This is a genomic window from Cupriavidus sp. 05N39, assembly GCF_056397325.1.
The window spans coordinates 15,690-40,407 of sequence record NZ_JBFTNE010000057.1 but is presented as its reverse complement, the minus strand read 5'-3'; the positions used below and the strand labels follow the sequence as shown (position 1 = coordinate 40,407).

General features: G+C 67.0%; 22 protein-coding genes. 10 read left to right on the top strand and 12 right to left on the bottom strand.

Features of this window, described 5'->3' with window-relative positions; translation table 11 throughout:
• Positions 1-232 precede the first annotated feature (232 nt).
• Positions 233-871: an MlaC/ttg2D family ABC transporter substrate-binding protein gene (locus AC1DN0_RS25050; protein WP_441632387.1), complete on the top strand. Its 639-nt coding sequence runs from the start codon at positions 233-235 to the stop codon at positions 869-871.
• Positions 872-970: 99 nt separating this feature from the next.
• Here the strand turns inward: AC1DN0_RS25050 and hpnH are convergent, their stop codons facing one another.
• Both hpnH and ispH read right to left on the bottom strand, forming a co-directional pair.
• Positions 971-2,140: an adenosyl-hopene transferase HpnH gene (gene hpnH, locus AC1DN0_RS25045; RefSeq protein ID WP_441632385.1), complete on the bottom strand. Its 1,170-nt coding sequence runs from the start codon at positions 2,138-2,140 to the stop codon at positions 971-973.
• Between the two features lie 31 nt (positions 2,141-2,171).
• Complete coding sequence (gene ispH / locus AC1DN0_RS25040) at positions 2,172-3,173, bottom strand: 4-hydroxy-3-methylbut-2-enyl diphosphate reductase (RefSeq protein WP_441632383.1); 1,002 nt, start codon at positions 3,171-3,173, stop codon at positions 2,172-2,174.
• A 158-nt stretch (positions 3,174-3,331) separates the two neighbouring features.
• Between ispH and hpnA the strand changes: the two genes are divergently transcribed.
• The gene (hpnA, locus tag AC1DN0_RS25035) at positions 3,332-4,333 is read left to right on the top strand and encodes a hopanoid-associated sugar epimerase (protein WP_276285979.1); all 1,002 of its coding nucleotides are present in this window, start codon (positions 3,332-3,334) and stop codon (positions 4,331-4,333) included.
• Positions 4,334-4,380: 47 nt separating this feature from the next.
• On the opposite strand, the gene AC1DN0_RS25030 is transcribed toward hpnA, so the two are convergent.
• From AC1DN0_RS25030 to AC1DN0_RS25010, 5 genes are all read right to left on the bottom strand, one after another.
• Positions 4,381-5,520: a glycosyltransferase gene (locus AC1DN0_RS25030; protein WP_477146084.1), complete on the bottom strand. Its 1,140-nt coding sequence runs from the start codon at positions 5,518-5,520 to the stop codon at positions 4,381-4,383.
• Positions 5,521-5,562: 42 nt separating this feature from the next.
• The gene (locus tag AC1DN0_RS25025; protein WP_441632380.1) at positions 5,563-6,531 is read right to left on the bottom strand and encodes a ferritin-like domain-containing protein; all 969 of its coding nucleotides are present in this window, start codon (positions 6,529-6,531) and stop codon (positions 5,563-5,565) included.
• 108 nt (positions 6,532-6,639) lie between these two features.
• Positions 6,640-8,019, bottom strand: a complete 1,380-nt coding sequence (locus AC1DN0_RS25020) for an amino acid permease (protein WP_477146083.1) — start codon at positions 8,017-8,019, stop codon at positions 6,640-6,642.
• Positions 8,020-8,403: 384 nt separating this feature from the next.
• Complete coding sequence (locus AC1DN0_RS25015) at positions 8,404-9,234, bottom strand: helix-turn-helix transcriptional regulator (RefSeq protein WP_441632376.1); 831 nt, start codon at positions 9,232-9,234, stop codon at positions 8,404-8,406.
• Positions 9,218-10,162 (bottom strand): DMT family transporter, encoded by a 945-nt coding sequence (locus AC1DN0_RS25010; RefSeq protein WP_441632374.1) that lies wholly within the window; start codon positions 10,160-10,162, stop codon positions 9,218-9,220. The genes AC1DN0_RS25015 and AC1DN0_RS25010 overlap by 17 nt, the downstream gene beginning before the upstream one ends.
• A 259-nt stretch (positions 10,163-10,421) precedes the next feature.
• Here AC1DN0_RS25010 and surE point away from each other — a divergent pair, with 259 nt between their 5' ends.
• On the top strand, positions 10,422-11,192 hold the full coding sequence (gene surE, locus AC1DN0_RS25005; RefSeq protein ID WP_441632372.1) for a 5'/3'-nucleotidase SurE: 771 nt from the start codon (positions 10,422-10,424) through the stop codon (positions 11,190-11,192).
• Positions 11,193-11,321: 129 nt separating this feature from the next.
• On the opposite strand, the gene AC1DN0_RS25000 is transcribed toward surE, so the two are convergent.
• Positions 11,322-12,167 carry a fumarylacetoacetate hydrolase family protein gene (locus tag AC1DN0_RS25000; protein WP_441632370.1) on the bottom strand — a complete coding sequence of 282 codons (846 nt, stop codon included), beginning with the start codon at positions 12,165-12,167 and terminating at the stop codon, positions 11,322-11,324.
• 149 nt (positions 12,168-12,316) lie between these two features.
• Between AC1DN0_RS25000 and AC1DN0_RS24995 the strand changes: the two genes are divergently transcribed.
• The 3 genes from AC1DN0_RS24995 to AC1DN0_RS24985 all read left to right on the top strand — a co-directional run bounded on the left by AC1DN0_RS24995 (position 12,317) and on the right by AC1DN0_RS24985 (position 15,604).
• Positions 12,317-13,024: a GntR family transcriptional regulator gene (locus AC1DN0_RS24995; protein WP_441632368.1), complete on the top strand. Its 708-nt coding sequence runs from the start codon at positions 12,317-12,319 to the stop codon at positions 13,022-13,024.
• Between the two features lie 311 nt (positions 13,025-13,335).
• A complete protein-coding gene (locus tag AC1DN0_RS24990) occupies positions 13,336-14,250 on the top strand; it encodes a LysR family transcriptional regulator (RefSeq protein ID WP_441632366.1) in 915 nt (304 codons plus the stop codon).
• A 274-nt stretch (positions 14,251-14,524) separates the two neighbouring features.
• On the top strand, positions 14,525-15,604 hold the full coding sequence (locus AC1DN0_RS24985; protein WP_477146082.1) for a porin: 1,080 nt from the start codon (positions 14,525-14,527) through the stop codon (positions 15,602-15,604).
• 74 nt (positions 15,605-15,678) lie between these two features.
• Here AC1DN0_RS24985 and AC1DN0_RS24980 read toward each other — a convergent pair whose 3' ends face one another.
• Entirely contained in the window at positions 15,679-16,065 is a 387-nt protein-coding gene (locus AC1DN0_RS24980; protein WP_441632362.1) for an antibiotic biosynthesis monooxygenase family protein, read from the bottom strand.
• A 45-nt stretch (positions 16,066-16,110) separates the two neighbouring features.
• Complete coding sequence (locus tag AC1DN0_RS24975; protein WP_441632360.1) at positions 16,111-16,740, bottom strand: LysE family translocator; 630 nt, start codon at positions 16,738-16,740, stop codon at positions 16,111-16,113.
• Positions 16,741-16,924: 184 nt separating this feature from the next.
• On the opposite strand from AC1DN0_RS24975, the gene AC1DN0_RS24970 reads away from it, so the two are divergent.
• Positions 16,925-18,223 (top strand): aminotransferase-like domain-containing protein, encoded by a 1,299-nt coding sequence (locus AC1DN0_RS24970; RefSeq protein ID WP_441632358.1) that lies wholly within the window; start codon positions 16,925-16,927, stop codon positions 18,221-18,223.
• A 36-nt stretch (positions 18,224-18,259) separates the two neighbouring features.
• Here the strand turns inward: AC1DN0_RS24970 and AC1DN0_RS24965 are convergent, their stop codons facing one another.
• Both AC1DN0_RS24965 and AC1DN0_RS24960 read right to left on the bottom strand, forming a co-directional pair.
• Complete coding sequence (locus AC1DN0_RS24965; RefSeq protein WP_441632356.1) at positions 18,260-18,508, bottom strand: nickel-binding protein; 249 nt, start codon at positions 18,506-18,508, stop codon at positions 18,260-18,262.
• Positions 18,509-18,558: 50 nt separating this feature from the next.
• Positions 18,559-21,768, bottom strand: coding sequence for an ATP-binding protein (locus tag AC1DN0_RS24960; RefSeq protein ID WP_477111519.1), 3,210 nt, complete (start codon positions 21,766-21,768; stop codon positions 18,559-18,561).
• Between the two features lie 203 nt (positions 21,769-21,971).
• Between AC1DN0_RS24960 and AC1DN0_RS24955 the strand changes: the two genes are divergently transcribed.
• The 3 genes from AC1DN0_RS24955 to AC1DN0_RS24945 all read left to right on the top strand — a co-directional run bounded on the left by AC1DN0_RS24955 (position 21,972) and on the right by AC1DN0_RS24945 (position 24,603).
• The gene (locus AC1DN0_RS24955) at positions 21,972-22,277 is read left to right on the top strand and encodes a hypothetical protein (RefSeq protein WP_441635245.1); all 306 of its coding nucleotides are present in this window, start codon (positions 21,972-21,974) and stop codon (positions 22,275-22,277) included.
• Positions 22,278-22,356: 79 nt separating this feature from the next.
• Complete coding sequence (locus tag AC1DN0_RS24950) at positions 22,357-23,412, top strand: class I SAM-dependent methyltransferase (protein WP_441635243.1); 1,056 nt, start codon at positions 22,357-22,359, stop codon at positions 23,410-23,412.
• Between the two features lie 174 nt (positions 23,413-23,586).
• Entirely contained in the window at positions 23,587-24,603 is a 1,017-nt protein-coding gene (locus AC1DN0_RS24945) for a helix-turn-helix domain-containing protein (protein WP_441635241.1), read from the top strand.
• Positions 24,604-24,718 lie beyond the last annotated feature (115 nt).

The window sequence follows — 24,718 nt, the reverse complement described above, 5'->3', positions numbered from 1 at the left end:
CGCGAGTATAACGGCAGGACGCGGCATAGCGCTGCCGCTTTGGCCGCGCCGTCATGCAATGCGCGGTTGCCGCCGGCGCGGCGAGCGCCGGCTTCGGTACGCTATACTGCCCCGGCACACGCGCGCGAGCCGGGCTGCGGTCTCGCAGCCCGCGGCGCGGCATGTTTCCCTTGGCAAGTCTGCCGGGCATTTCCGGCGGCGAACCGACTGGCATATTCAGGTCCAAATTCGCATGAAGAAATACGGTATTGCTTTCCAGGCTCTGGCCCCGCTCGCCGTGGTGGCGATGGTTTCCGCCGCACAGGCGCAAACGGTCGACAGGTCTTCGCCGGACCGCATGGTGCGGGCCGCCGTCGAAGGCGTGATCGGCACCATCCAGTCCAGCCCCGACACCCGCGGCGGCGATCTGGGCAAGATTACCGCAGTAGTGCAGCGCCAGTTCCTGCCCTACACCGATTTCGAGCGTACCACCCGGCTGGCGGTCGGCAGCGCGTGGCGCAATGCTACGCCCGAGCAGCAAAAGCAACTGTACGAGCAATTCCAGACCCTGCTGGTGCGCAGCTACGCGGTTTCGCTGTCGCAACTGCGCGAGCAGAACGTCAAGTTCCGCTACAAGCCCGCGCTGGCCGCCAGCGGCGCCACCGATGTGGTGGTCGAGACGCGCGTGCTCAACAACGGCGACGAGATGCAGATCGACTACCGCCTGCAGCGCGTCGGCAACGGCTGGAAGATCTACGACATCAATATGATGGGCGCCTGGCTGATCGAGGTCTACCGCCGGCAGTTCGCCGATATCGTCGCGCGTAACGGCATCGACGGCTTGCTCAAGTACCTGGCCAACCACAACGCGCGCCAGAACGCCGACGCTTGAGCCCCCGGCGTTACCGCCGGCATGGACGATAAAAGGCTCGCCCCCGGTACACGCGGTACCCAGGGTGCGAGCCTTTATGCATTCCGGATTGCCTGCGCTTCAGCGCGTGGCGGCTTTCCGTGTGGCGGCGGTGTCGTTGGCTGCCTTGGATGACTTGGCGCGGCCGATCTCTTCAAGCTTGATCTCGACGTGCTTCGAGAACACGTAGTCGGCAGGGCGTTGCTTGGTCAGGTCGATATCCGGCGCCATCGGGCCCGAGGTGCGCACGCCGCGCAGGCTAACGCCCAGCGCCTTGAGCGGATGGGCGATGGTGTCGGCCACCGCGGTGGCTTCAAAGCCGCTGTGGACCATGCAGTCGGCGCACTTCTCGTAGTTGCCGACGCCGTAGGCGTCCCAGTCGGTGCCTTCCATCAGTTCCTTGAAGGTGCCGACATAGCCTTCGCCGACCAGGTAACACGGACGCTGCCAGCCGAACACGGTGCGCGCCGGATTGCCCCAGGGCGTGCACTTGTAGGTCTGGTTGCCGGCCAGGAAGTCCAGGAACAGCGTGGACTGGCTGAAGGCCCAGTTCTTGCCGGCACGGCCGCGCGACAGGATGTCGCGGAACAACTGGCGGGTCTTGCCGCGGTTCAGGAAGTGCTGCTGGTCCGGCGCGCGCTCGTAGGCATAGCCCGGCGATACGGTGATGCCGTCCACGCCCATGGCCTTCACGGAGTCGAAGAAGCGGGCCACTTTTTCCGGCTCGGCATCGTTGAACAGCGTGCAGTTGATGTTGACGCGGAAGCCGCGCTTCTTGGCCGCGGCGATCGCCTCGACGCAACGGTCGTACACGCCTTCCTGGCTCACCGAACGGTCATGCATCTCGCGGTCGCCATCCAGGTGCACCGACCAGACGAAGTAAGGGCTGGGCTCGTACTGGTCCAGCTTCTTTTCCATCAGCAGTGCATTGGTGCACAGGTAGACGAACTTGCGGCGCGCAATGATGCCCTTGACGATGGTGGGCATGTCCTTGTGCAGCAGCGGTTCGCCGCCGGCGATGGAGACCACCGGGGCGCCGCATTCGTCGACCGCGCCCAGGCACTGCTCGATGGACAGGCGCTGGTTCAGGATGGGGTCCGGATAGTCGATCTTGCCGCAGCCGTTACAGGCCAGGTTGCAGCGGAACAGCGGTTCCAGCATCAGTGCCAGCGGATAGCGCTTGTTGCCGGAGAGATGCTGCTTGACGACATAGGCGCCCACGCGGGCAACCTGCAAAAAGGGAATGGCCAAAATGTACTTCCTTGTTATGGGGCGGCCGGGGTCAGCCAGCGGCGGTTTGCGGGTCCGGCTGCGGCACGGCCTCGGTTGCGGCCGTGCCGGCTGCCTGCCTGCGCGGCGACGGATCGGCCAGCTCGGCGGGCAAGCGGAATTCGGCGTGCTCCTCGCGGCCATCCATGGTGGACACCTCCACCGGTCCGAGCCTGCGCAGCGCGGCGATCACGTCCTTGACCATTTCCTCGGGCGCGGACGCACCTGCCGTGATACCCACGACTTCGACGCCGCGCACCCATTCGGGGTTCAGCTCGCTGCCGTCGGCAATCAGATAGCTCGGCACGCCACTTTCCGTACCGATCTCGCGCAAGCGGTTGGAGTTGGAGCTATTGGTGGCGCCGATCACAAGGATCACCTCCACCTGCTTGGACAGCTCGCGGACTGCGCTTTGCCGGTTTTGCGTGGCGTAGCAGATATCGCGCGTATCCGGCCCCACCAGGTTGGCAAAGCGCCGGCTCAGGGCGGCAATTATATTACGTGTATCGTCCACGCTCAGCGTGGTCTGCGTGACGTAGGCCACGGGGGTATCCGCGGGCAGGTCGAGTTGCGCGACCTCCGCCTCGCTTTGCACCAGGATGACCTTGCCCGGGATCTGTCCCATGGTGCCTTCGACCTCCGGATGGCCGGCATGGCCGATCAGGATCACCGTGCGGCCGCTGGCGGCATATTGCCGGCCCTGCGTATGTACCTTGATCACGAGCGGGCAGGTCGCGTCGATCGAGTGCAACTGGCGGGTCCGCGCATCGCTCTCGACGTCCTTGGAGACGCCATGCGCGCTGAAAATCGTGACGGCGCCGGTCGGCACTTCATGCAGTTCTTCCACGAAGCGCGCACCCTTTTGCCTTAGCCCTTCCACCACGTGCTTGTTGTGCACGATTTCGTGTCGCACGAACACCGGGGCTCCATGCTTGAGTAGGGCACGATCTACAATCTCGATCGCGCGCACCACGCCGGCACAAAAACCGCGGGGTTGAGCAAGAATCACCTGCATAAAAATAGGCCCCCCGACCCAGTCAACGGGTTCAGCATTAGTTGATATTCCGGAATCACTTTCCCGTCATACGGTGGTTACTATATACCCGTGCCGCAACCTTTGTCTGGCACCTGGCAAACGCCTGCAACACTTTGAGGGTTATTCCTGTGGGGAACATGACGTCAGGAGACTATGTCCTGGTAACGGGCGCATCGGGTTTTCTCGGTTCGGCGGTAGCGCGGCAGGCGCTGGAGCGCGGGTTCCGGGTGCGCGCGATGGTACGCGCGGGCAGCCCGCGCCGCAACCTGGAGGACCTGCCGGTTGAGATCGCCGAGGGCGATATGCGCGATGCACGCGCCATGGAAAGTGCGTTGAAAGGCGTGCGCTATCTGTTTCATGTGGCGGCGGATTACCGCCTGTGGGCTCCGGATCCCGAGGAAATCGTACGCACCAATGTGGCCGGGACCGAAACCGTGATGGGCGCGGCACTCGCCTGCGGCGTGGAACGCGTGGTGTACACAAGCAGCGTGGCGACGTTGCGGGTAGCGGGCGCCACGGCGCCGGTGGCAGAAGACGCCGCCATGGGCGACCATGAGGCGATCGGTGCCTACAAGCGCAGCAAGGTGCTGGCCGAGCGCGTGGTGGAGCGCATGGTGGCCCGCGACGGCCTCGAGGCGGTGATCGTCAATCCCTCCACGCCGATCGGCCCGCGCGACGTGCGGCCGACGCCTACCGGCCGCATCATTGTCGAAGCCGCCAGCGGCAAGATCCCCGCCTTTGTCGATACTGGCCTCAATCTGGTGCATGTGGACGACGTGGCGGCCGGGCATATGCTGGCGCTGGAGCGCGGCGTGACCGGCGAGCGGTATATTCTTGGCGGGCAGGACGTCTCCCTGCAGCAGATGCTGGCCGACATTGCCGCCATGACCGGGCGGCGCCCGCCCACCATCAGCCTGCCGCGCTGGCCGCTTTACCCGCTCGCTTTCGCGGCGGAGGCGGTGGCGCGCATGACGGGCAAAGAGCCCTTCCTGACGGCCGATGGCCTGTCGATGTCGAAATACCGGATGTTCTTCAGTTCGGAAAAAGCCCGCCAGGTGCTTGGCTACCAGGCACGGCCCTACCAGCAAGGCCTGGGCGAGGCGCTCGACTGGTTCCGTACCGCCGGCTACCTGCGCTGAAACTGGCTGGCGGCGCAGGCGCGCTGCCAGCCTCCGGCCCGCTGCCGTCAGCCGCGCTGCGGCGCTTGYGCACGGCCTTTCCACTGCCCGCCCTTGCGCAGCCAGTAGCGGCGCGCGGAATCGATGGTGGCGCCAAGGTAGAACAAGGCCGTCAGCGGCAGCAGCGGCGCCAGCCACAGGGGCTGGCGGTATTCGCGCAGCATGGGCATGTAGGCCAGCGTCATGGCCAGCCAGGCCGCCCATGCCGGCCATAGCCGCAGGCCGCCGCCAAGCGCCAGCAGGGGTGGCGCCAGGTAGGTCAGCACCATGCCAGCCACGGCGCCGGCCAGCAACAGCGGCGAGTAGCGCAGCTGGGTGTAGGCGCTGCGCGCGATCATATCCCACAGGCTGCGCCAGTCATCGTAGGGGCGCGCCGAGATGCTGTCGTCGGCGAGGTCCAGGCGGATCGAGCCGCCTTGCTTGATACAGGCTGCCAGGCTGCAGTCGTCGATCAGTTCTCCGCGGATCGCGGCAAATCCGCCGATGCGGGCCAGCGCGCYGCGCCGCGCCAGCATGCAGCCRCCGGCGGCCGCGGCCACGCCGCTGCGCGGGTTGTTGACGCGCGCGAACGGGTAGAGCTTGGCAAAAAAGAACACAAAGGCCGGGACGATCATGCGCTCCCACCAGGATGCGCAGCGCAGCCGCACCATCAATGAAACCAGGTCCCGCTGCTCGCATTCCGCGCGCGCCACCTGCTGCGCCAGCACACCGTGGCCGTGATGGATGTCGGCATCCGTCAGCCACACCCAGGTGGCCGCGGGAGCCAGCCTGTCAGCGGCTTCCAGGCCTTCCGACTGCGCCCAAACCTTGCCGCTCCAGCCGGGTGGCAGCTCGCGCGCCGTGATCACCGCAAGCGATTCCGCCTTGCCCAGCGCAGCCGCGGCGCTGCGTGCAATGTCGGCGGTACCGTCGGTGCTATGGTCGTCCACCACCATCAGCCGCAGGGGCGCGGGATAGGACTGACCCAGCACGCTGGTCACCGCGCCGCCGATGACGGCCGCCTCGTTGCGTGCCGGGATGATGGCGACCACTTCCGGCCATTGCGCCGGGGCGGGCGCGGGGCCGGGCTTGCGCACCCGCCAGAAGCCGGCGCGGCCAGCCAGCAGCACGCACCAGATGGCGAGGGGGATCAGGGACAACAGGAACATCTCAAAAGGCTCCAGAACAGCTTCAGGTGGGTCAAGGTGCGCTCAGCGCAGAAAGCGGCGGGCAAGCCGGGCCAGCTTGGGAACGGTCTCCGGCCGCAACAGGCGCGGATCGTAACCCGCCATGCGGCGTTCGTTCTCGGCCAGGCAAAGATCGATCATCTCGCGCGCGGACAAGGTCTCGGCGATCGCTGCCGTACTGTTCATCGGGAAATTGGCGTCCTTGGCCATGCCATCGGCATCGATGCCGCGCGCAATGCCAACGCGCTCCCAGATCAGGAAAGCCCACACCCGCATCACCTTGAGCGCGTACAGGGGGCGCCGCCACCAGGGCAGGCTGCGGCGGTACCAGGCGGCCCAGTTGACGAAAAACAGGATGTGCCGGCCTTCCTCCTGGATGACGGGTTCGAAGGTTTCGACCAGTTCGGCGGGAAAGAAGCCCGAGCGCCTGGCCGCGGCGAACAGTCCGAACGCGGCAAAGCTGTCGATACACTCGCTGTAGCCGGTCACCAGCCAGCCCCATTCGGCGTCGGCGGGGGGCAGGTACTCGGGTTCAGGCGCCAGCGCGATGCCATATGCCTCGACCAGTTTCGATAGCACCACCTTGTGCCGCGCCTCCTCTGCGCCGTCCATCTCAAGCGCGCTGCGCAGCAGCGGCTCGGCCACGGTATTGGCGAAGGACTGCACACGGATGGACGCGCGTCCCTCGGTCTGCACCGCGATATCCCAGATCGGCAGGGACGTCACCCGGTGCAAGGCGTCGGGGTCGAGGCTCGGCCAGTCGATGACGGCCGGTTTATAGGGGTTGTGGGTTTGCAGCAGCATGTTGCAGAACATGCGCAAGTGCCGGGGCGAGCCAATGCGGACCGGCCCGGGTTCGGGATCGGTCCAGTTGCGCATGGCATGGTCGGCCTGGTCGATCGCGGCCTTCGCGATGGTCGCTGCGACGGCGGTTGCGCGCGCTTCGGCGCTCGGCTTTTCGGATCTGCTGGGCGCCGCAAGTGCGTCTGACATCCCGCTCCCCCCTGGCTGTGGATGGTTTGGGGGTCATTCTAGCTTGGCCGACGCGCCCGCGCGTGCCGGACAAGCATCACGGCGCGGCGGGCGGGGACAGGGCTGGCCCTAGCCCTGGTACTGCACCGGCGAACGGGACTGCATGCCCAGCCGGTAATACAGCAAGGTCAGCAGGATCAGCCAGGCCGGGCCCACGTACAGCGCGATGCGCGTATCCGGGAAGTACGCCATCAGCGCGACCACCAGCCCCAGGAAGGYCAGCGCCACCCAGGAGCCATAGGGCCAGAACGGCATGCGGAAGGCGAGCTTGCTGCGTTCCGCCGAGGACAGGCCGCGGCGGAAGTTCATCTGCGTGACCAGGATCACGGCCCAGGTCCAGATGGCGCCGAAGGTGGAGATCGAGGTGACCCAGACGAACACCTTCTCGGGGACCAGGTAGTTCAGCAGCACGCCGCACAACAATGCGGCAATCGAAACGAGCAGGGCGCGGCGCGGCACGCCGTTGCGGTCCGTCACGGCAAAGGCGCGCGGCGCCTGGCCTTGCTGTGCCAGGTTGTAGAGCATGCGGCCCGTGCTGAAGATGCCGCCGTTGCAGGAGGACAGCGCGGCGGTCAGCACCACGAAGTTGATGATGCCGGCGGCGGTCTTGATGCCGAGGCGTTCGAACGTCATCACGAAGGGGCTGCCCTGCGTGCCGATTTCGTTCCAGGGGTAGATGGCGAGGATCACGAACAGCGCGCCCACGTAGAAGATCAGGATGCGCCAAAACACCGAGTTGATGGCGCCTGGGATCGATTTCCGCGGGTTTTTCGCCTCACCGGCGGTCAGGCCGATCATCTCCACGCCGAGGTAGGCGAACATCACCATCTGCAGCGACATCAGCACGCCGGAAGCGCCGTTCGGCATGAAGCCGCCATGGGTCCACAGGTTGGAAATGCCGATCGCCACGCCGCCATTGCCAAAGCCAGCCACGATCATGCCGGTGCCGCCGATCAGCATCAGCACGATGGTGACGATCTTGATCATGGCGAACCAGAACTCGAATTCGCCGTAGGCCTTGACCGCCAGCAGGTTGACCGAGCCCATCGCGGCCAGCGCCGCCAGCGCCCAGATCCAGCGGGGCACGTCGGGGAACCAGATGCCCATGTAGATGGCGACAGCGGTRATTTCSGCGAYGCAGGTCACCAGCCACAGGAACCAGTAGTTCCAGCCCGTCAGGTAGCCGGCCAGCGGCCCCATATAGTCCTGCGCGTAGCGGCAGAAGGAACCTGCCACCGGGTTGTGCACGGCCATTTCGCCGAGCGCGCGCATGATCAGGAAGATCATGGCGCCGCCGATGATATAGGCCAGCATGATGGCCGGCCCGGCCATCTTGATGGCGCTCGCCGAGCCCAGGAACAGGCCCACGCCAATGGCCGAGCCCAGCGCCATCAGCCGGATCTGGCGTTCGCCAAGGCCGCGGTGCAGCGCTTCTCCGTTTTCACTCATCTCTTGTCTCCGATCGGTAATTGTCCGGAATCGCCCCTTTTGGGAGCGGTCCGGTTGCGCCTCCTGGCTTCCGTGGACAAGTCGCGCAGATGGTGCGGACAAGGCCGGCGCCGCATCTTCATAGGGGATGCCTGGTGGGCATGTCCTACTGAAAACTGGCCTTCCGGCGCAATTGTTTGCCTTTTAAGACAAGCATTGGCTGGAAAGCAAGCAGTCCGATGCGGTGCTATTGGACGGAAGTGGCGAGCAGATTAAAGACAATCGACCAGCATTTGTTTTTGAAATTTATATGAATAGCAGGAAAAAATGCTGAAATGGCTCCGGCGGGGTGGAAGTGCGGCGCGGCCGGGACACATCGTGTGGGGTCGCGCGGCGGCGGAGCGGCTAGCGGCGGCGCGATGCGCGGGCGGCGATACGCTCGGGCCCGAGGCCGGCGCGCCATGCGCCCGGCGGCATGCCAAAGCGCTGGGTGAAGCTGCGGGTAAAGGTGGTCTGGTCGGGAAAGCCGAGCGTCAGCGAAATATCCGCCAGCGCCTGGCTCCGGTCGGCCAGCAGGCGCGTGGCCTGGTCCAGCCGCATGCGTGTCTGGTAACGATGCGGCGTATCGCCAAAGGCGTCGCGGAACAGGGTGTGGAAACGCCTTACGCTCCAGCCGAAATGTGCCGCAAGCTGGCTGGCGCGCACAGGTGCCTCCAGATGCTGGCGCAGGTAGGCGTCGATTTCCGCCAGGGGGAAATGCGCCGGCCGGACACGGCCATCCACGCCGAGCGCTTGCGCGAGGTCGGAGGCAAGCGTGGCCGCCAACTGCCAGTGATGCTGGCGCGAGCCGGCCTGGCTCGTGCCTTGCTGCAGCATGGCCACGCGCCGCACGCCGGCGCTCCAGGCGTCGGTGACGGCAAACGCCCTCACACGGTCCGTCAGTGCCGCCGGCAACGCGAGCGAACCGGGCGGAACGTCCAGCACCAGTTGCCGGTTGTTCCCCAGCCCGAGGAAATCGTGGCACTCGCCGGCAGGTACGATCAGCCCGCTACGGGGATCGAGCCGGTGCAGGTGTCCGCCGATTTCCAACTCGCAGGCACCGTCCAGGCCGAACAGTACCTGGTAATAGTCATGGCGATGCCGCTCTGGCTCCGGCTGGTAGACGCGAGTCTCCACCAGCGGAGCCGGCAGGCTCGCCGGTATCGCCGGCAAGGCGCGCTTATCGGGCGGCGACATGGCCGGTTTTCCCAATGGCGTCGCCGCGCTTGCCGCCCTGGCCGGTCTGGCACAGCCAGACCCCAAGTCCGGCAACGATCAGGCCGAGCAATTGCAGGGGCCCGAGCCGGTCGCCAAACAGCCCCCAGGCCTGCAACGCGGCCAGCGGCGGAGCGAGGAACATCAGCGAGGCCGCCTTGGCGGCCTGGCCGCGCCTGACGATGCGCAGCAACAGGTAGGTGCCCAGGCCCGACAGCACCAGGGTGGCCCACGCCAGCGCGGACCACAGCGCCAGGCCCGGCTGCCAGTGCGTCTCGCCCAGCATCCAGGCCAGCGCGCCGGCCACCAGTGCGCCGCCCACGTTCTGCCACGCCGAGCTGGCACGCAGGTCGGCGGCGGCAATCGAGGTTTTTTGCAGGATCGTGCCCATGGTGATGGAGAGGATGGAAAGCCCCGCCACCAGCACCACCCACGGCGATACCGGGCTGGGCGCGCTGGCCAGGGTGGCCGGGGCCACTACCAATACTACGCCCAGCGAGCCCAGCGCAAGTCCGCCCCAGCCCCGGCGGGACGGGAATTCTCCCAGCAGCGGGATCGCCAGCAGCGCCGTCAGCAGCGGCTGCAAGGCGCCGAGCAAGGCCATGGCCGATGGCGCCAGGCCATGTGCAATGGCCCAGTAACCGCCACCCAGGTAGCTGCCGTGCAACAGGCCGCCGGCCAGCAAGTGTTTCGGCACATCGCGCAGTGCCGGCCAGCGCGCGCCGCCGGCCAGGGCTACGCCGGTGAACAGCAGGGCCGCCAGCGAGAAGCGGGCCAGCAGGAAGAGGCTGGGCTGCGCCACCGGCACGATCGCACGGCCCACGATGAAGCCGGTCGACCAGATCAGCACGAAGGCGAGGCTGGACAGCCAGATGGCGCTGGGTGGAACGGTGTGACGGGGTGACGGCATGGCGTATTGGGGTTTTGGGCGCGCGCGGCGCGGGCAGGGCGGACAACAATGAGCTGCAGGTTAGTAGCCGGATACCGTGCTGTCTTGGCGAATCCGGCAACGCGCGCCGCTGTGCGGCCGACCGGCCTCGGCTTCGGTTTATAGTTGGCCTTCGCCCCGGCCGGCCACATCATGGCCGTTGCAACGCCTTGCGCTGCGCCTGACGCTGTTTCCCGCGCAAGGCAGCCCAGGATTCGTCAATCTACAGCCCCCTTTCTCCATGTCCGAACTCTTGCTGGAACGCGTACTCCTTACGAACGATGACGGCATCGACGCCCCCGGCCTGGCCGTGCTCGAGGCCGTGGCCGCCAAGCTGGCGCGCGAGGTCTGGGTGGTCGCGCCCGAGCACGACCAGAGCGGGACCTCGCACTCGCTGAGCCTGCACTCGCCGTTGCGCATCAGCCAGCAGGGCGAACGCCGCTTTGGCGTGTCCGGCACGCCGGGCGACTGTGTCGTCATGGCCGCGCGGCACCTGATGGCCGATGCCCCGCCGAGCCTGGTCCTGTCGGGCATCAACCGCGGCGCCAACCTTGGGCTCGAAACCGTGTTCTCAGGCACCGTAGGCGCCGCCATGACCGGCGTATTGCTGGGCATCCCGGCGATCGCGCTGAGCCAGGCCTTTACCGATCGCAATGCGGTGCGCTGGGAAACTGCGGGCGAGCTGGCCCCTGAGGTGATCCGCCGCCTGCTTGCGGCAGGCTGGAACCAGCAGGCCTGCCTGAACGTCAACTTCCCCGATGTGGTACCCGAGTCGGCCGGCCCGCTGACGGTGACGCGCCAGGGCGTCGGCCTGGTCAAGGATCTCGCCGTCAGGGCGCATGTCGACCCGCGCGGGATCCCGTATCACTGGCTGCAGTTCTCTCGCGGCCCGCGCCCCGACGCCGAGGACAGCGAGGCCGTCGTGATCGGCCGCGGCGGCATCTCCGTCACGCCGCTGCGCTTCGAGCGCACCGACGAGGAGGCGGCGGCGGAACTGGCGGGGCGCCTGTGATGGCGCCGGGCCTTGATCGCTGGACCCAGGCGCAGGCCGCGACGTTCGGATAGCGCCCGGCGATGGGGGGCGGCCTTCAGCGCGGGGCCCGCTGCAGGCGCCGCCGAACGCGAGTCGCCGGCGCGCGCGTCAGGGCTCGTCCACGACAGGGTTGGAAAGCACGCCGATGCCATCGATCTCAATCTCGATCTTGTCGCCGGGCTTCATGAACACCGGCGGCGTGCGCGGATAGCCCACGCCGGCGGGCGTGCCCATGGCGATCACGTCGCCCGGCTCCAGGGTCAGGCATTCCGTCAGCAGGGCAATGGTTTCCGCCGCGTCCCAGATCATGTGCCTGGTGTTGGAATCCTGCATGACCTGCCCGTTCAGGCGGGACTGAATGCGCAGGCCGGCGGCGCCCGCCGGCAATGCGTCCGGTGTCACGATCCACGGCCCGAACGCCCCGGTGGCATCGAAATTCTTGCCGATCGTCCACTGCGCCGTCTTGCGCTGGTAATCGCGCAGCGACGCATCGTTGAAGCAGGCGTATCCGGCCACGCAGTTCAGCGCATCGGTGCGGCTGGCATGCCGCACCCGCTTGCCGATGACGACCGCGAGTTCCGCTTCATAGTCGAGTTTGTCGGAGCAGCGCGGGCGCTGGATCGGGGCTTCCGTCGCCAGCAGGGACGTGGCGCCGCGGAAGAAAAAGGCCGGGTATTCCGGTTTCGCATTCCCGCCTTCCGCGGCGTGATCGTAGTAATTCAGGCCAAGGCAGATGATCTTGCCCGGCCTTGCCAGCGGGGTCAGCAGCCGCACCGCGGCAAGCGGCAGGCGCCTTGCCCCCGCCAGGGATTCGGACAGGCGGCCTCGCGCCGCATCGGGCAGCGCGAACCACTCGCTCCAGTCCGCGACACCCGCCACGGTCTCGACGATCTCCGCACCGTCCACCACCCCGAGGCAGATCTTCCCCTCGAATTCATATCTTGCCAGCCGCATCGCACACTCCATCCAGGTTTCGAACATCGCAAAATATCGATATTTATTAATATGCTATTAAATATCGATATTTTTTGAGATTAGGGTTTACATCAGGGCCGCACGTATCAACGCGTGACGAAAATCGATAAAATCTCCCGATGCGCACCATGTCACCGTCACTTCCCGAAACCGCAGCCACCGGAGCCAGGACGCCGGCCGTCACGGTTGCCAGCTCCGTCTATGAACGATTGCGGGATGACCTCCTCACGGGTGGCATCGAGCCGGGTGTCAAGCTGCGTATCGAAACCATCTGCGAGCGCTACGCCGCCGGCAACACGCCAGTGCGCGAAGCGCTGAGCCGGCTGGCCGCGGAAGGGCTGGTAGTGCGCCACGACCAGCGCGGCTTCACGGCCGCTCCGGTGGACCTCGACGAGCTCGAAGCGCTCACGCGCACCCGCGCCGACATCGACCAGATGGCGCTGAAAGACGCGATGGCGCATCCGTCGACGCAATGGGAAGAGCAGATCGTGCTGGCCTTGCACCGGCTCTCGCGAACCCCGCGCTCGGCACAGGACGATACCTACGTACCCAACCGGGAGTGGGAGCGGCTGCACCGCGAGTTCCATCGCAGCCTGATCGCGAATTGCCGCTCCCGCTGGCTCCGGCAATTCAGCGAGGAGCTTGCCGACCAGGCCTATCGATACAGGCAATGCTCGATCCGCAATGCCTATGGCGTGCGGGATGTGCATGCGGAGCATGCGGCTGTGGCTGAAGCGGTATTGGCCGGGGATGTTGAGCGGGCAGTGTCATTGCTGACGCGGCACTACTGGCAGACGGCGGAATTTATTCAGGCGGCTGTCGGGCGGGATGACTAGACGGTGCTTTGGCGGTGGCGGAGCCTGTGCCTGCCAGTATCGAGACCCTCGAGGGACCGAGGGTCGCTGAGGGGGATATCTACCAGCATTTGCGCAGACAGGAGCGAGGGCGCCTCGAGCAGGAGTTCTTGCCGGGCGAACCCGTCGCCGCGGCGCTGTGTGCGTGGCGCGGCGGAGCGCCGGGTTGACGTCTGCGCGGCCAGTTCAAGCCGCTCCCGAAAATGGTCCTTCGGCAAACGGCCGTCTTGCGGCACTGCGTTGCTCGTTTGATAATTTCGCCTGCCCAGGCAATTTCATCAAACCGGTTTTGAATGTACTCCCTAGACGACCTGCGACTTTTTGTCCGCACCGCCGAACTTGAAAACCTCTCCGCCGCCGCCCGCGAGCTGGGCCGTACCGCGGCCACGGCCAGTGCGGCGTTGATCCGGCTTGAGCAGCGCCTGAGCGCGCGCTTGTTCGCCCGCACCACCCGCCGCATGCGCCTGACCGAGGAGGGGCGCGTGTTCCTGGAGGCCGCACGCAAGGCACTGGCGGCGTTGGAGGAGGGCGAGGGCGCGCTGGCGGAACAGCGAGAGGAACTCGCAGGGCCGCTGCGATTGTCGGCGCCGGCGGACCTCGGGCGCACCTTGCTGCGAGGCTGGCTGGACGATTTCCTGCTGGCGCATCCGCAGCTTTCGCTTGAGTTGTCCATCGGCGATACGCTCGCCGATCTTTATCGCAGCAACGTCGACCTGGCCGTGCGGGTGGGCTGGCTGGAGGATTCGGGGCTGGTGCGCCGGCAGCTTGCCTTGACGCGGCGCGTTGCGGTGGCCGCGCCGGGGTATCTCAAGCGCTGCGGTACACCGGCTTCGCCCGACGCGCTGGCGCAGCACCAGATGCTGTGCCTGGCACCGGGTGGCCAGGCGCGCATGCGCTGGCCGTTCCGTTCGCGCCAGACGAGGGTGGAGGTGGAAGCCAACGGGCGGCGCACCAGCGATGATGGCGCCGTGGTGCGCGACTGGGCCCTGGCGGGCCACGGCATCGCGTTCAAAAGCTGGTTCGATGTGGCGGCCGACGTCAGTGCCGGCCGCCTGGTGCTCCTGTTTCCCGACTGGTACCAGGACAGCGTGCCGCTGCAACTGGTGTTCCTGCAAAGCCGGTTTCCGTCTTACCGGCAGCGCCGCCTGATCGAGTTCCTGCAGGCCCGCTTCGCGGCGTTCGACGCCGATTACCCGTTCCCTGCCTAGCCCGCGGCGACACGCTTCGCGCGCAACGGGCGCGCAACCATTTACATCATGGCGTGCCATACCCGGCCGGTGCCTGCTTGCGCCTGTCTGCGCCCGCTCTCGCTCTCACCTGAATGACATCAATACAAGACATTCAGCCATTAGACATATGGCTTTCATATAAGACATGGACAATGCGTCTCACCGCTACGGGTGCGGTTCATGGCGTTTCCCGCATGGTTGCCCGCGGGCGGTGGCAGACCGCCTCATCCATCCATAAGACAGAGAAAATCCAGTGAAGAAAGCTCTCCTTGCAATGACTGCCGCAGCAGCAGCTGCAGCTTCCGGCGCAGCGTTCGCCCAAACCGCGTCCGGCGTCACGCTGTACGGCATCGCCGACGTCGGCATTGAAGTCATCAACCACATGCCTGCCGCCGGCTCCGCGGGCGGCACGGTCACGCGCATGAACTCCGGCAACTTGTCCGGCTCGCGCTGGGGCCTGCGCGGCACCGAAGACCTGGGCGGCGGCCTGAAGGGTATCTTCGTGCTGGAAAGCGGCTTCGATATCGACTCCGGCACGTCCGGCCAGGGCAACCGCCTGTTTGGCCGCCAGTCTTATGTCGGCCTGCAGGGCARYTTCGGCGCCGTCACGCTGGGCCGCCAGCAGAACTCGCTGTATGACCTGTTCGGTGCCTATGATCCGATGGCCGTCGGCCCGCGTTACTCGCTCAACAGCGTCGATTCGCAGTTCAACGGCCGTGCGGACAACGCCATCAAGTACACCGGCAAGTTCGGCGGCCTGACCGCTACCGGCTTCTACAGCACCGGGCGCGATGCCACCGTGGCCAATGGCAGCGAAGTGCCGGGCGAAAGCAAGGTCGGCCGCAACTACGGCGCGGGCCTGGCCTACGCAGCGGGTGGCTTCTCGGTCGGCGCCGCCTATGACCAGTTCCAGGGTTCTTCCGTCGCATTGAAGGATCGCAGCGCCAAGCGCGCCGCCATTGGCGCGGCTTATGCCTTTGGCGATGCCAAGGTGTTTGCTGGCTATCGCTGGCTGCGTGACGATGGCACGGCAAGCGCCACGGCCGCCGTCACCCGCAGCAATGTGTACTGGACCGGCGCGCAGTACAAGTTCACCCCCGCCTTGCAGCTGACGGGCGCGGCCTACTACACCGACATGAAGGACAGCGACGCGGATCCGTGGATGTTCGTGCTGTCGGCCGACTACTCGCTGTCAAAGCGCACCGACGCCTACCTGAACGTGGGTTATGTGAAGAACAAGTCCGGCTCCACGCTGGGCCTGAACGGCAGCGGCACGGCATTGCCGGGCGCGAACCAGACCGGCGCCACCGTCGGCATGCGTCACCGCTTCTGAGCGGAGCGCATGCGCGGTTGCCGGGGGCGCCGCGCTGACCGGCGGCTCCTTCCTGGGGAGGATGCCGCCAATCATCATATCGACCTTGCCTTGCCGCGAGGATCGTTGGGCCGGTTGATCGACTGGCCTTTTTTCTCTGCTTCGCCGAAGCGGGTGAGGTGCTGAAGGCTGCCGTCGCCGTAGACGCGCTCCACCCTGGATACCACGACGTGATAGCCGTCATACCATTTGCGGTACTGGCGCTTCGCGTCCAGGTGCCGCGGGTCGGTGGCGAAGGCACGCAGGGCTTCCTGGTCCCGCCAGTAGTAGCTGGCGTTGACCAGCTTGCCGTCCGGCGAGCGCCATGACTCGGCGCCCAGAAACCCGGGGCTGGCGGCCGCCACTTCGTCGATGACCGCGCTCAATCGCCTGAATTCCTCGTCGGTCTCGCCTGGCTTGTAGATAAAGGCTGCGATGTACATCTCATGCTCTCCGTTGCTGGTTTGCTTGGGGATGGGGCTGTCGGCCTAGGACGCCCTCGGCATGGCGATCAGCCTTAGCGCCAGCAGCGCCAGCACCACCGCCAGCCCGTACTTCTGGAAGATGGCGGCGCGCGGATTGCGGCTCAGGAAACGGCGCGCCGAGCCGCCGGCCGCGCCCAGCAGCGCGTGAAAGACGGTACTGATCAGCGTCAGCACGCAGCCAAGGACAACCAGTTGCCTGGCTACGTTCCCCTTGGCCGGGTCGACGAACTGCGGCAGGAAGACCATGAAGAACAGCAGGGCTTTCGGGTTCAACAGGCTGTTTAGCGTGGACCGGAAAAAAACGGATATCAACGAGGCTTGCTGTGCCACCGTGCCCAGCGGCGCAAGGGGGCGGCGCAGCGCCTTGCAGGCCATCCACAGCAGGTATAAGGCGCCGGCGTAGCGGATGAGGTCGAAGGCGGGCGGCCACGCGGCGATGACGGCAGTGATGCCGGTGGCGGTCAGGACGGTCAGCACAAGGTCCGCCGCCGCGATGCCCAGCGCCGCGGCGGTGCCGCCGCCTGCTCCGTAGGTGATGCCGTGCGCCATGACAAAGGCCATGTTTGGCCCGGGTGACAGCAGCAGGACCATCACTGCCGCGGCGAATACGGACAAGGTTGCGAGTTCGATCATGCCTGCAACTCCCCGGTGCTCGTGGAAGCCCGCCGGAGCCCTTTACGTTGATGAGGGTGGTAGCGTAATCTTTGTGTCTGGTACAAACAAAAAATTGTTCTAGATACAAAGACAAGGCAGAAAGCGGAAGGCAGAACGCAGAAGGCAGAGGATGATCCCCGCACCGACCCGGTACAAAACCATCATGGACGAGATCGCCGGCCGCATCCGCGAGGGGATGTTGCCGCCAGGCACGCAGCTGCCGACCGTTCGTGCCCTGATGAAGCAGCATGGCATCGCCCTGGCCACGGCTTCGCGCATCTACAAGGAACTGGAATCGATCGGACTCGTCGTCGGCGAGACGGGCCGGGGGACGTTCGTGCGGGACACGTCGCTGCCGCGCGGCCTGGGCATGGAGCAGCATCCCGCGCGCTTCGGCGCGGTGGATCTCACCTTCAACTATCCGTCCTTGCCGGGCCAGGCCGATATGCTCCGGGACGGCCTGCGCACCATCGCCGCCTCGGGCGATCTCGATGCGCTGCTTCACTCGGCGCCGCAGGGCGGGCGGCCGCACGAGCGGCAGACGGCGGCCCGGCACCTGCGCAACCGGGGTATCCGGGTGGGCGGCGATCAGGTGCTGATCGTCAACGGCGCGCAGCAGGGACTGGCCGTGACGGTGATGGCGCTGCTCAAGCCGGGCGATGTACTGGCCGTCGATGCGTTGACCTATCCGGGCATGAAGATGCTGGCTCAGGCGCATCGCCTCGATCTGGAGCCGGTGCCGCACACGGTTGGCGGCATGGACGTGGACAGGCTGGCCGCGCTTTGCAAGCGGCGTCCGGTACGCGCGGTCTACGCCATGCCCACGATGCACAATCCGCTGGGCACGGTGATGGCGGAGGCGGAACGCATCGGTCTGGCCGAACTGGCCGCGCGTCACGATTTCCTGATCATCGAGGACGGTGCGTATGCCTTCCTTGCCGAGCCGGCGCCAAGGCCGGTCTTTACCTACGCACCCATGCGGACGGTCTATGTATCGGGCCTGTCGAAGAGCGTGGCATCCGGCCTGCGCGTGGGGTTTGTCGCAGCCCCCGCCGCGCTGGTGCCGGCGATCGAGCGCGCCATCCGTGTCTCGACATGGAACACCCCGTCACTCACCGTGGCGCTTGGCTGCCATTGGATCGAAACCGGTCAGGTCGACGATCTGGAAGACCGGAAACGCAAGGACGCGCGGCTGCGCCAAAGCCTGGCGCGCCGCGTGCTGCGCGGCAGCGATATCGTGGCGCACCGCTCGTCCTACTATCTCTGGCTGACCTTGCCCGAGGACCTGCGCGCCGACCGCGTCGCCGCCGCGCTGGAGGGCGAAGGCGTCCTGGTGACAACCGCGGAGCCTTTCGCCGTTACGCCCAACGTGCCGCATGCGTTGCGGCTCGCCATTGGCTCCATCTCACATGAAGCCCTGGAAGACGCGCTGATGAAGGTGCGCCGGGCGGCGGCCGCTTAGCCGTTTAGCCGCCTAGCCGCCCGGCGCGGTTCGCCCTCACTCGATGACATCGCCCACCCAGACACGATCGAAGCTCGCCGCCGCTTCGTGCTGGATCTTGCGTACCGTCTCGGCATCGGCGGCCTCGTACTCGCAGACCATGCGCTTGCGGTCGGCAGCGATCAGGCTGCGTTTCCAGGTGACGTTGTAGAGGGCGAGGCAAGGGCGCTCGCGGTCGGCGACGATCTTCATATCTTCGTCGGATTGCGGGGTGGTGAAACTGCGCTCAACGATGATGCGTGACATGGCGGGCCTCCTGTCGGGGTGCGGAAAGTGCGGAAGTGCATGCAGGTAGGCTAGTGCCCCGGCGTTGGCGCAAGCGTTGGAATGGCACGGCATGCCAGCACCGCGCGATCCAGCGCCGCCGCCGCCCGCGCGCCCGGCTGGTGGCCGGCCGCCAGCCAGCGCAGGTCCGCGAGCCACCCGGCCGCGCTGGCCGCGTCGCCCGCGCTGGCGGCGGCCTGCACCAGGCAGGCGGCTGCCACCGTCATTTCGGTCAGCCTGCGAACGGCGCGGGCCGCTTCCAGGGCTTCGCTCGCGCAGGTACCGGCAACATCGCATTGTCCCCGGTCCAGGGCCATCGCGGCGGCGGCGTTGAGCGCATAGGCGAGGTGCGCCTTGTCGTCCACGCTGCGCAAGGACGCCAGCGATGCCGCCAGTTCGTCCTGCGCGGCGGGCTGGCCGAGACGCAGCCTGGCAAGGGCTCCCAGCGCGCCAGCGAACGGGGCGGCGGGCTCCACGGCATCCGCGGCTTCGGTTGTCTTGCCCGCCGTGCCCGTCTCGCCCATGCGCCGCGCAGCCTGCTCGATCTCAGCGCTGTGCCCGACGACCTCGTCGAAGCGGTCAAGCTCGAACGCGATGGTGGCCTGCCAGACGAGGCACTCGTACTCCCGCCAGTGATCCTGCCGCTGCCTGGCAAGGGCCACCGCGCGCGCCACCTGCCCGTGGCCGCTCGCCAGGTCACCATCGACACGCGCCAGCAGGCCGTGGCCCCACATCAGCTCGATCGTCTGCAGGTCGAGCGACTCGGCAAGCGCGTCTGCCTCGGCGATCATGGCGCGCGCCCTGGGCAGATCCGTCTCCACTTCCAGCAGGCAGCGTGCGGTATTGGCGAGCTGCTGGCAGCGCGTGGCGGCATCGGCCTTGCGCGTCATGCGCTCGGCCTCCAGGATGGCGCGCCGCGCGCCCTCGGTGTCGTTGCCTTGCTGCCGCAACCACGACAGGATATGCAGGCCGGTGGCGGCTTCTTCGTGCAGCGAGAGCGCTTCCGCGGCGCGGATCTCGCTTTCCATCTCGCCGATGAGCGTGGGCAGGCGCCGCGCGCCGGCGCTGGTAGCGGCAACCGCGCGCAGCTTGAGCAAGCCGATCGCCAGCCGCACGCGCTCGGCGCCCTGCGGCAGCCGCTCAAGCTGGGCCAGGCCGCGCCCGGCAACCAGGGCAGCTTCGTCGTTGGCATAGACGCGCAGGCAATGCTCGCCCGCCGCCAGGCAAGCTTGCGCGGTCATCGGCGCGTCGTCGGCGAGACTCGCATGGTGCACCAGTTCGCCATATAGCCTGGGGTCTTCCGCGCATGCCACCACCAGCTGCTGTGCGATCAGGCGATGCATGATGCGGCGCCGGGGCGGCGAGATGGCGCGATAGGCCGCCTGGCGCACCACGTCGTGGCTGAAGTCGAAGTGACCCTCGCCGGTCGGCTTGAGGAGTCCGCGCCGCTCCAGTTGCTCCAGGGTCGTCAGCAATTGCGCTAGGGGAATGCCGGACACCTCGGCCAGCAGCCGGGGCTGCAGTTCGCGGCCCATCGCGGCGGCGCGCAACAGCAGTTCGCGCGATGCGGGTTCCAGCGCATCCAGGCGCTCCGCGATCAGGGCGTCAAGCGTACGGTGCGAGCCGTTGCCGCCGCGCGCCCTGTCGCTGGCGTTAGCCAGGGCAAGCACGAACAGCGGGTTGCCGCCACTATCGCGCGCTACGGCGAGCGGATCCATCGCGGCCAGCGCCGGGCCGAGCAACGCAGCGACCTCGGCCACGGCCAGCGGGGCGAGCGGCAGCCGGAGCAGGCGGCCTTCGCGCGCCAGCGAGTGGAGCAATCCCTTGGCCCATGGGTTGTCGTCGACCTCGCCCGCCCGCGCGCCGCCGGCGAAGATCATGCGCGTGCCGGTTTCCAGCGTGCGGCACAGAAAATGGAGCAGCGCGGCAGAACCTTCATCCAGCCATTGGAGGTCGTCCAGGGCCAGCGCCAGCGGTTGGCCAGCGGCGAGCCCGCGCAGCAGGCTGGCGACCGCGCCGAAGAGTTGTTCACGGCTGCCCTCGCGGTGCCCGGCAGCCAGTACGCCGCCGGCCAGCAGCGGCGCCGCCTGCTGCGCCTCGCCCGCAGGCACGGTGTCTTGCGCGATGCCGCGCAGCGTGTCGAGCCACAGGCCGTAGGGCCGCACCATCTCGGCCTCATAGCAGCGGCCGCGCAGGACCTGGAAGCCGGACGCCTCGGCACGCCCGGCGAAATGGTCGAGCAGCGTGGTCTTGCCGATACCGGGCTCGCCGAGCAGGAGCAGCAGTATGCCGCTTTCGCTGTCGCTGCCGCCGGCTACCAGCCGCTCGATGGCGTCGCGCTCGGACAGGCGTCCGATCAATGGCCGGCTCAGCAGGGCGGGCTGCTCGGCGGCGTTGGCCGTAGCGGCCGGGATGTCGTTGCCGTGCGCTTCTTGCGCGTTGCTGTTCTCCCAGGCCGCCGCGCCTGCGGCCTGCATCTCCCGGCGCGCGCGGTGGATCGCCGCGTCCAGCGGGCCATTGGGCGGCGTGGACAACTCACGCCGCAGCATGTCCCGTGCGTAGGCGTAGTGCTGCTCGGCGTCCGGATAGCGCCCGGCCGCCGCCAGTAGCGAGACCAGCGTGGCATGCGCGGATTCGGCGAGCGGATCGGCGGCCACCATGGCTCGTCCGTAAGGCAGCGCCAGTGCGGGCGTGGCGTCCAGGCGCGTCACCAGCGCGCACAGCACGGCGCGGCGCAGGCCGTCGTAACGCTCCCGCTCCGCCGTGCACCAGTGATAGAAACGGTAGCAGCGCGCAAGTTCGAGGCCCGCGAGGAACTCGCCGCGCAGCAGGCGGGCAGCTTCCTCGAGCGCCTCGAGCGAGGCAGCATCGGGCCCGGCGCCAAGCAGCGCATGGACGCGTGCGATATCCACCGAGGCGCCTTGCGCGGCAAAGGCGACCCGCTCCCTGTCCGCGACCAGCCTGATCGCCCCGGCACCAGCGTCGTCCAGCAAGGGTCGAAGCTTGGTCAGGCTCCAGCGCAACGCCGCGCGCGGGTCATCGGGCCCGTCCCAGAGCAGGTCGCAGAGCGACTGCCGGGATTGGGCCGCGCTGGCACAAACCAGGTAGCCCAGCAGGGCGCGAGTGCGCTTGGAGGCTGGCAGCGGTAGCGGCTCGCCATTGCGGGTCACGCATAAATCACCCAGCAGGCGGATTTCCAGTCGGGCAGTGGCCTGCGGTGAAGCGGCATCTCTGGCAGCCACGCTTTCTCCAACCGTGATTCCAACGGTGCCAGCCGATAGTGGAACTGGAGGGGCGGGGCTGCGGATGCACAGCGGCCTGCCGCGCCGCACCGTTGGCGACGCTGTTCAAAAAAGGTAGCACACGGGCCGGGCGGTTGCCAGCCGATGCGCGCACCCGCCCGCGGCCCATCCCATCCTCCACCAACCATTCAAGGAGAAACATCATGCTGATCGCAAGATGGCAGATCGATGCCCGCTTTGGGCACAAGCAAGAGGTCATCGACCGGCTGCAGGCATGGGCGCGCGAGATCGCCCCGCAAGCCGGCCTTGTCACCGGGCGCCTGCTGACCGGCTCGATCGGCGCGCTCGAAGCGACGGTGGTCCATGACTGGGAAGTGAACGATCTCGGCGAGCTGGACCGCGCATGGGGCCGGCTCGCATCGATACCGGCCCACGCGCAATGGGGCAAGGACCTGGAGCCGTTCGTGGTTTCCGGCACCGCGCGCTGGGAGATCTATCGTGTATTGTGAGGCGTCTTGTGAGGCGTGTTGCGAGGTGTGCTGTGAGGCCGCGCAGCGCACGGCAACTTATCCATCCAGGGAGCCCGTCATGCCAATCGATGACACCAGGCTGAATGCGTTCATGGACAACTTCGTTCGCGATCTCGGCGCGGTGATGCATGCCGCGACGATCGTGGTCGGCGACAAGCTGGGACTCTACAAGGCGCTTGCCGGCAAATCGCTGTCGGCGCAGGAACTCGCAAGCGACACCGGCACCGACGCGCGCTACGTGCGCGAGTGGCTGTCGGCCCAGGCGGCCAGCGGCTACGTGGAGTACGACGCGGCCACCGACCGGTTCAGCCTCGGCGAGGAGCAGGCTTTCGCGCTCACCGTGGAAGGCGGCCCGGCATTTATTCCCGGCGCGTTCGAGATCGCCGTGGCGCAATTCAAGGCGATCCCGAAAATGATCGACGCATTCCGCACCGGACAGGGCCTGGGATGGCACGAGCACGACGCGGCGCTGTTCCACGGCACCGAGCGCTTTTTCCGTCCCGGCTACGCGGCGCATCTGGTGAGCGACTGGATCCCGGCGCTGGACGGCGTACAGGCGCGGCTGGAAGCTGGCGCTCGCGTGGCCGACATCGGCTGCGGACACGGCGCGTGCACCATCATCATGGCGCAGGCCTACCCGAACTCCACGTTCCACGGCTTCGACTATCACGAGCCGTCCATTCGTTATGCGTCCGAGGCGGCGCAACGCGCGGGGGTTGCCAGCCGGGTGCGCTTCGAGGTCGCCAGTGCAAAGAGCTTTCCGGGCAGCGACTACGATCTCGCCGCCATGTTCGATTACCTGCACGACATGGGCGACCCGGCCGGCGCATCGCATCACGTGTGGAACAGCCTCAAGCCCGACGGCACATGGATGATCGTGGAGCCGTTCGCGCAGGACCGGCTGGAGCAGAACCTCAACCCGGTGGGGCGGATCTTTTATTCGGCGTCGACCTTCATCTGCACGCCGGCGTCGCGCGCGCAGGAAGGCGCCATGTGCCTGGGCGCGCAGGCTGGCGAGAAGCGTATCCGGGAGGTGGTTACGCGGGGCGGCTTCCGCCGCTTCCGCCGCGCCACGGAAACGCCGTTCAACCTGGTCTACGAAGCGCGCCCTTAGCGTGGGCCGGCGGGTGGGCGGCAAGCAATGCGGCGTTTTCGCCCTTCCTGCCGTCGCCGCGCCTGCGTAGTTGTTCCCATTGTCTGCCCGTGGGCTTTCCATTAGGCTTGGCCTCCACCTTCGAGGACTTCCGGCGCGTTCCCCAGCATACCGCCGGTTACTGGAGATGCCCTGATGCCCGCTGTGCAGAATCTGCAGCAGAAACCGGCACGGATGTCCATCGTGACGTTCGACCAATGGTGCGAAGCCATCGATACCAGCTTCCTGCCGCTAGCCTATACGCGCCAGACGCGCGGGTGCTTCCATAGCAACGTCAGCTATGCCCGCTTCGGCGCCTGCGCGGTGGCGGACATGGATGTCGATGCGCACAGGGTGGCGCGCGAGCCCCGGCACGTGGCGGCGTCCGATGCGGGTTTCTTCAAGATCTTCTGGCAAATCAGCGGACAGAGCCGGGTTGCGCAACGGGGTAACGAGGCTTCGCTCGAACCCGGGATGTGGTCGATTTACGATACCGCGCAACCCTATAGCATCGAGATGCCGGACCGCTGCCGGGTGCTGGTGCTGCTGGTGCCGCAGGAGCGCGCCTTCGGCTGGCGGCAGGCGGCGGCCAGCCTGGGCGGCCGGGCGTTGCGGGGCGAGGGCGCGGCGCGCATCGCGTTGTCGGCGCTGGGTGCCATGCTGCACGATACCTGCTCGGGCCACTTGCTGGATTACCAGGGACAGATGGTGCTGCAGGATTCCGTCGTTTCGCTGGTGGAGACCGCGCTGCAAGGTGCGGATACGCGGCCGCCGGCGCTTGGCGATGGCGCGGACGCAGCCATGGCGCGGCATCTCGGCGAAGCGCGGATGCATCGCCTCGCTGAATTCATCGACGCCCAGTTGCATGATCCGGAACTCTCCGCGCAGCGGCTGGCCGCGGTTCTGAACGTCTCGCGGCGCACCTTGTATAACCTGTTCCGCGAGTCTGGCCAGACCCCGCATGCCTATATCCTGTCGCGCCGGTTGCGGCAGGCGGCTGTGCGGCTGTCCGGCAGCGCGGACGCCGGGCGCAGCATTACCGAGATCGCCTTTGCCCTGGGGTTTGCCGACGCGGCGCACTTCAGCCGTGTCTTCCATGAGCGCTTTGGCATGAGTCCTTCGCAATGGCGCCAGCAGAATGCGGGCGGGACGCGTATTGCGCTGCGTCATTAACCGCGCCAGCGTGCGCTTTGCACGCATCGACAAGCTTTCTGCACGGCCAGACAAGCCGTGACAAGGACGCGGTGCTAACTTCGGTCTCCACAACGAGGCATCAAGCCAAGACCAA

Excerpts from the sequence above, each read along its gene's own strand:
- AC1DN0_RS25050 (WP_441632387.1), top strand. The coding sequence starts at position 233 with ATGAAGAAATACGGTATTGCTTTCCAGGCTCTGGCCCCGCTCGCCGTG.
- ispH (WP_441632383.1), bottom strand. The coding sequence starts at position 3,173 with ATGCAGGTGATTCTTGCTCAACCCCGCGGTTTTTGTGCCGGCGTGGTG.
- hpnA (WP_276285979.1), top strand. The coding sequence starts at position 3,332 with ATGACGTCAGGAGACTATGTCCTGGTAACGGGCGCATCGGGTTTTCTC.
- AC1DN0_RS25025 (WP_441632380.1), bottom strand. The coding sequence starts at position 6,531 with ATGTCAGACGCACTTGCGGCGCCCAGCAGATCCGAAAAGCCGAGCGCC.
- AC1DN0_RS25015 (WP_441632376.1), bottom strand. The coding sequence starts at position 9,234 with ATGTCGCCGCCCGATAAGCGCGCCTTGCCGGCGATACCGGCGAGCCTG.
- AC1DN0_RS25010 (WP_441632374.1), bottom strand. The coding sequence starts at position 10,162 with ATGCCGTCACCCCGTCACACCGTTCCACCCAGCGCCATCTGGCTGTCC.
- surE (WP_441632372.1), top strand. The coding sequence starts at position 10,422 with ATGTCCGAACTCTTGCTGGAACGCGTACTCCTTACGAACGATGACGGC.
- AC1DN0_RS25000 (WP_441632370.1), bottom strand. The coding sequence starts at position 12,167 with ATGCGGCTGGCAAGATATGAATTCGAGGGGAAGATCTGCCTCGGGGTG.
- AC1DN0_RS24995 (WP_441632368.1), top strand. The coding sequence starts at position 12,317 with ATGTCACCGTCACTTCCCGAAACCGCAGCCACCGGAGCCAGGACGCCG.
- AC1DN0_RS24990 (WP_441632366.1), top strand. The coding sequence starts at position 13,336 with ATGTACTCCCTAGACGACCTGCGACTTTTTGTCCGCACCGCCGAACTT.
- AC1DN0_RS24980 (WP_441632362.1), bottom strand. The coding sequence starts at position 16,065 with ATGTACATCGCAGCCTTTATCTACAAGCCAGGCGAGACCGACGAGGAA.
- AC1DN0_RS24975 (WP_441632360.1), bottom strand. The coding sequence starts at position 16,740 with ATGATCGAACTCGCAACCTTGTCCGTATTCGCCGCGGCAGTGATGGTC.
- AC1DN0_RS24970 (WP_441632358.1), top strand. The coding sequence starts at position 16,925 with ATGGACGAGATCGCCGGCCGCATCCGCGAGGGGATGTTGCCGCCAGGC.
- AC1DN0_RS24965 (WP_441632356.1), bottom strand. The coding sequence starts at position 18,508 with ATGTCACGCATCATCGTTGAGCGCAGTTTCACCACCCCGCAATCCGAC.
- AC1DN0_RS24955 (WP_441635245.1), top strand. The coding sequence starts at position 21,972 with ATGCTGATCGCAAGATGGCAGATCGATGCCCGCTTTGGGCACAAGCAA.
- AC1DN0_RS24950 (WP_441635243.1), top strand. The coding sequence starts at position 22,357 with ATGCCAATCGATGACACCAGGCTGAATGCGTTCATGGACAACTTCGTT.
- AC1DN0_RS24945 (WP_441635241.1), top strand. The coding sequence starts at position 23,587 with ATGCCCGCTGTGCAGAATCTGCAGCAGAAACCGGCACGGATGTCCATC.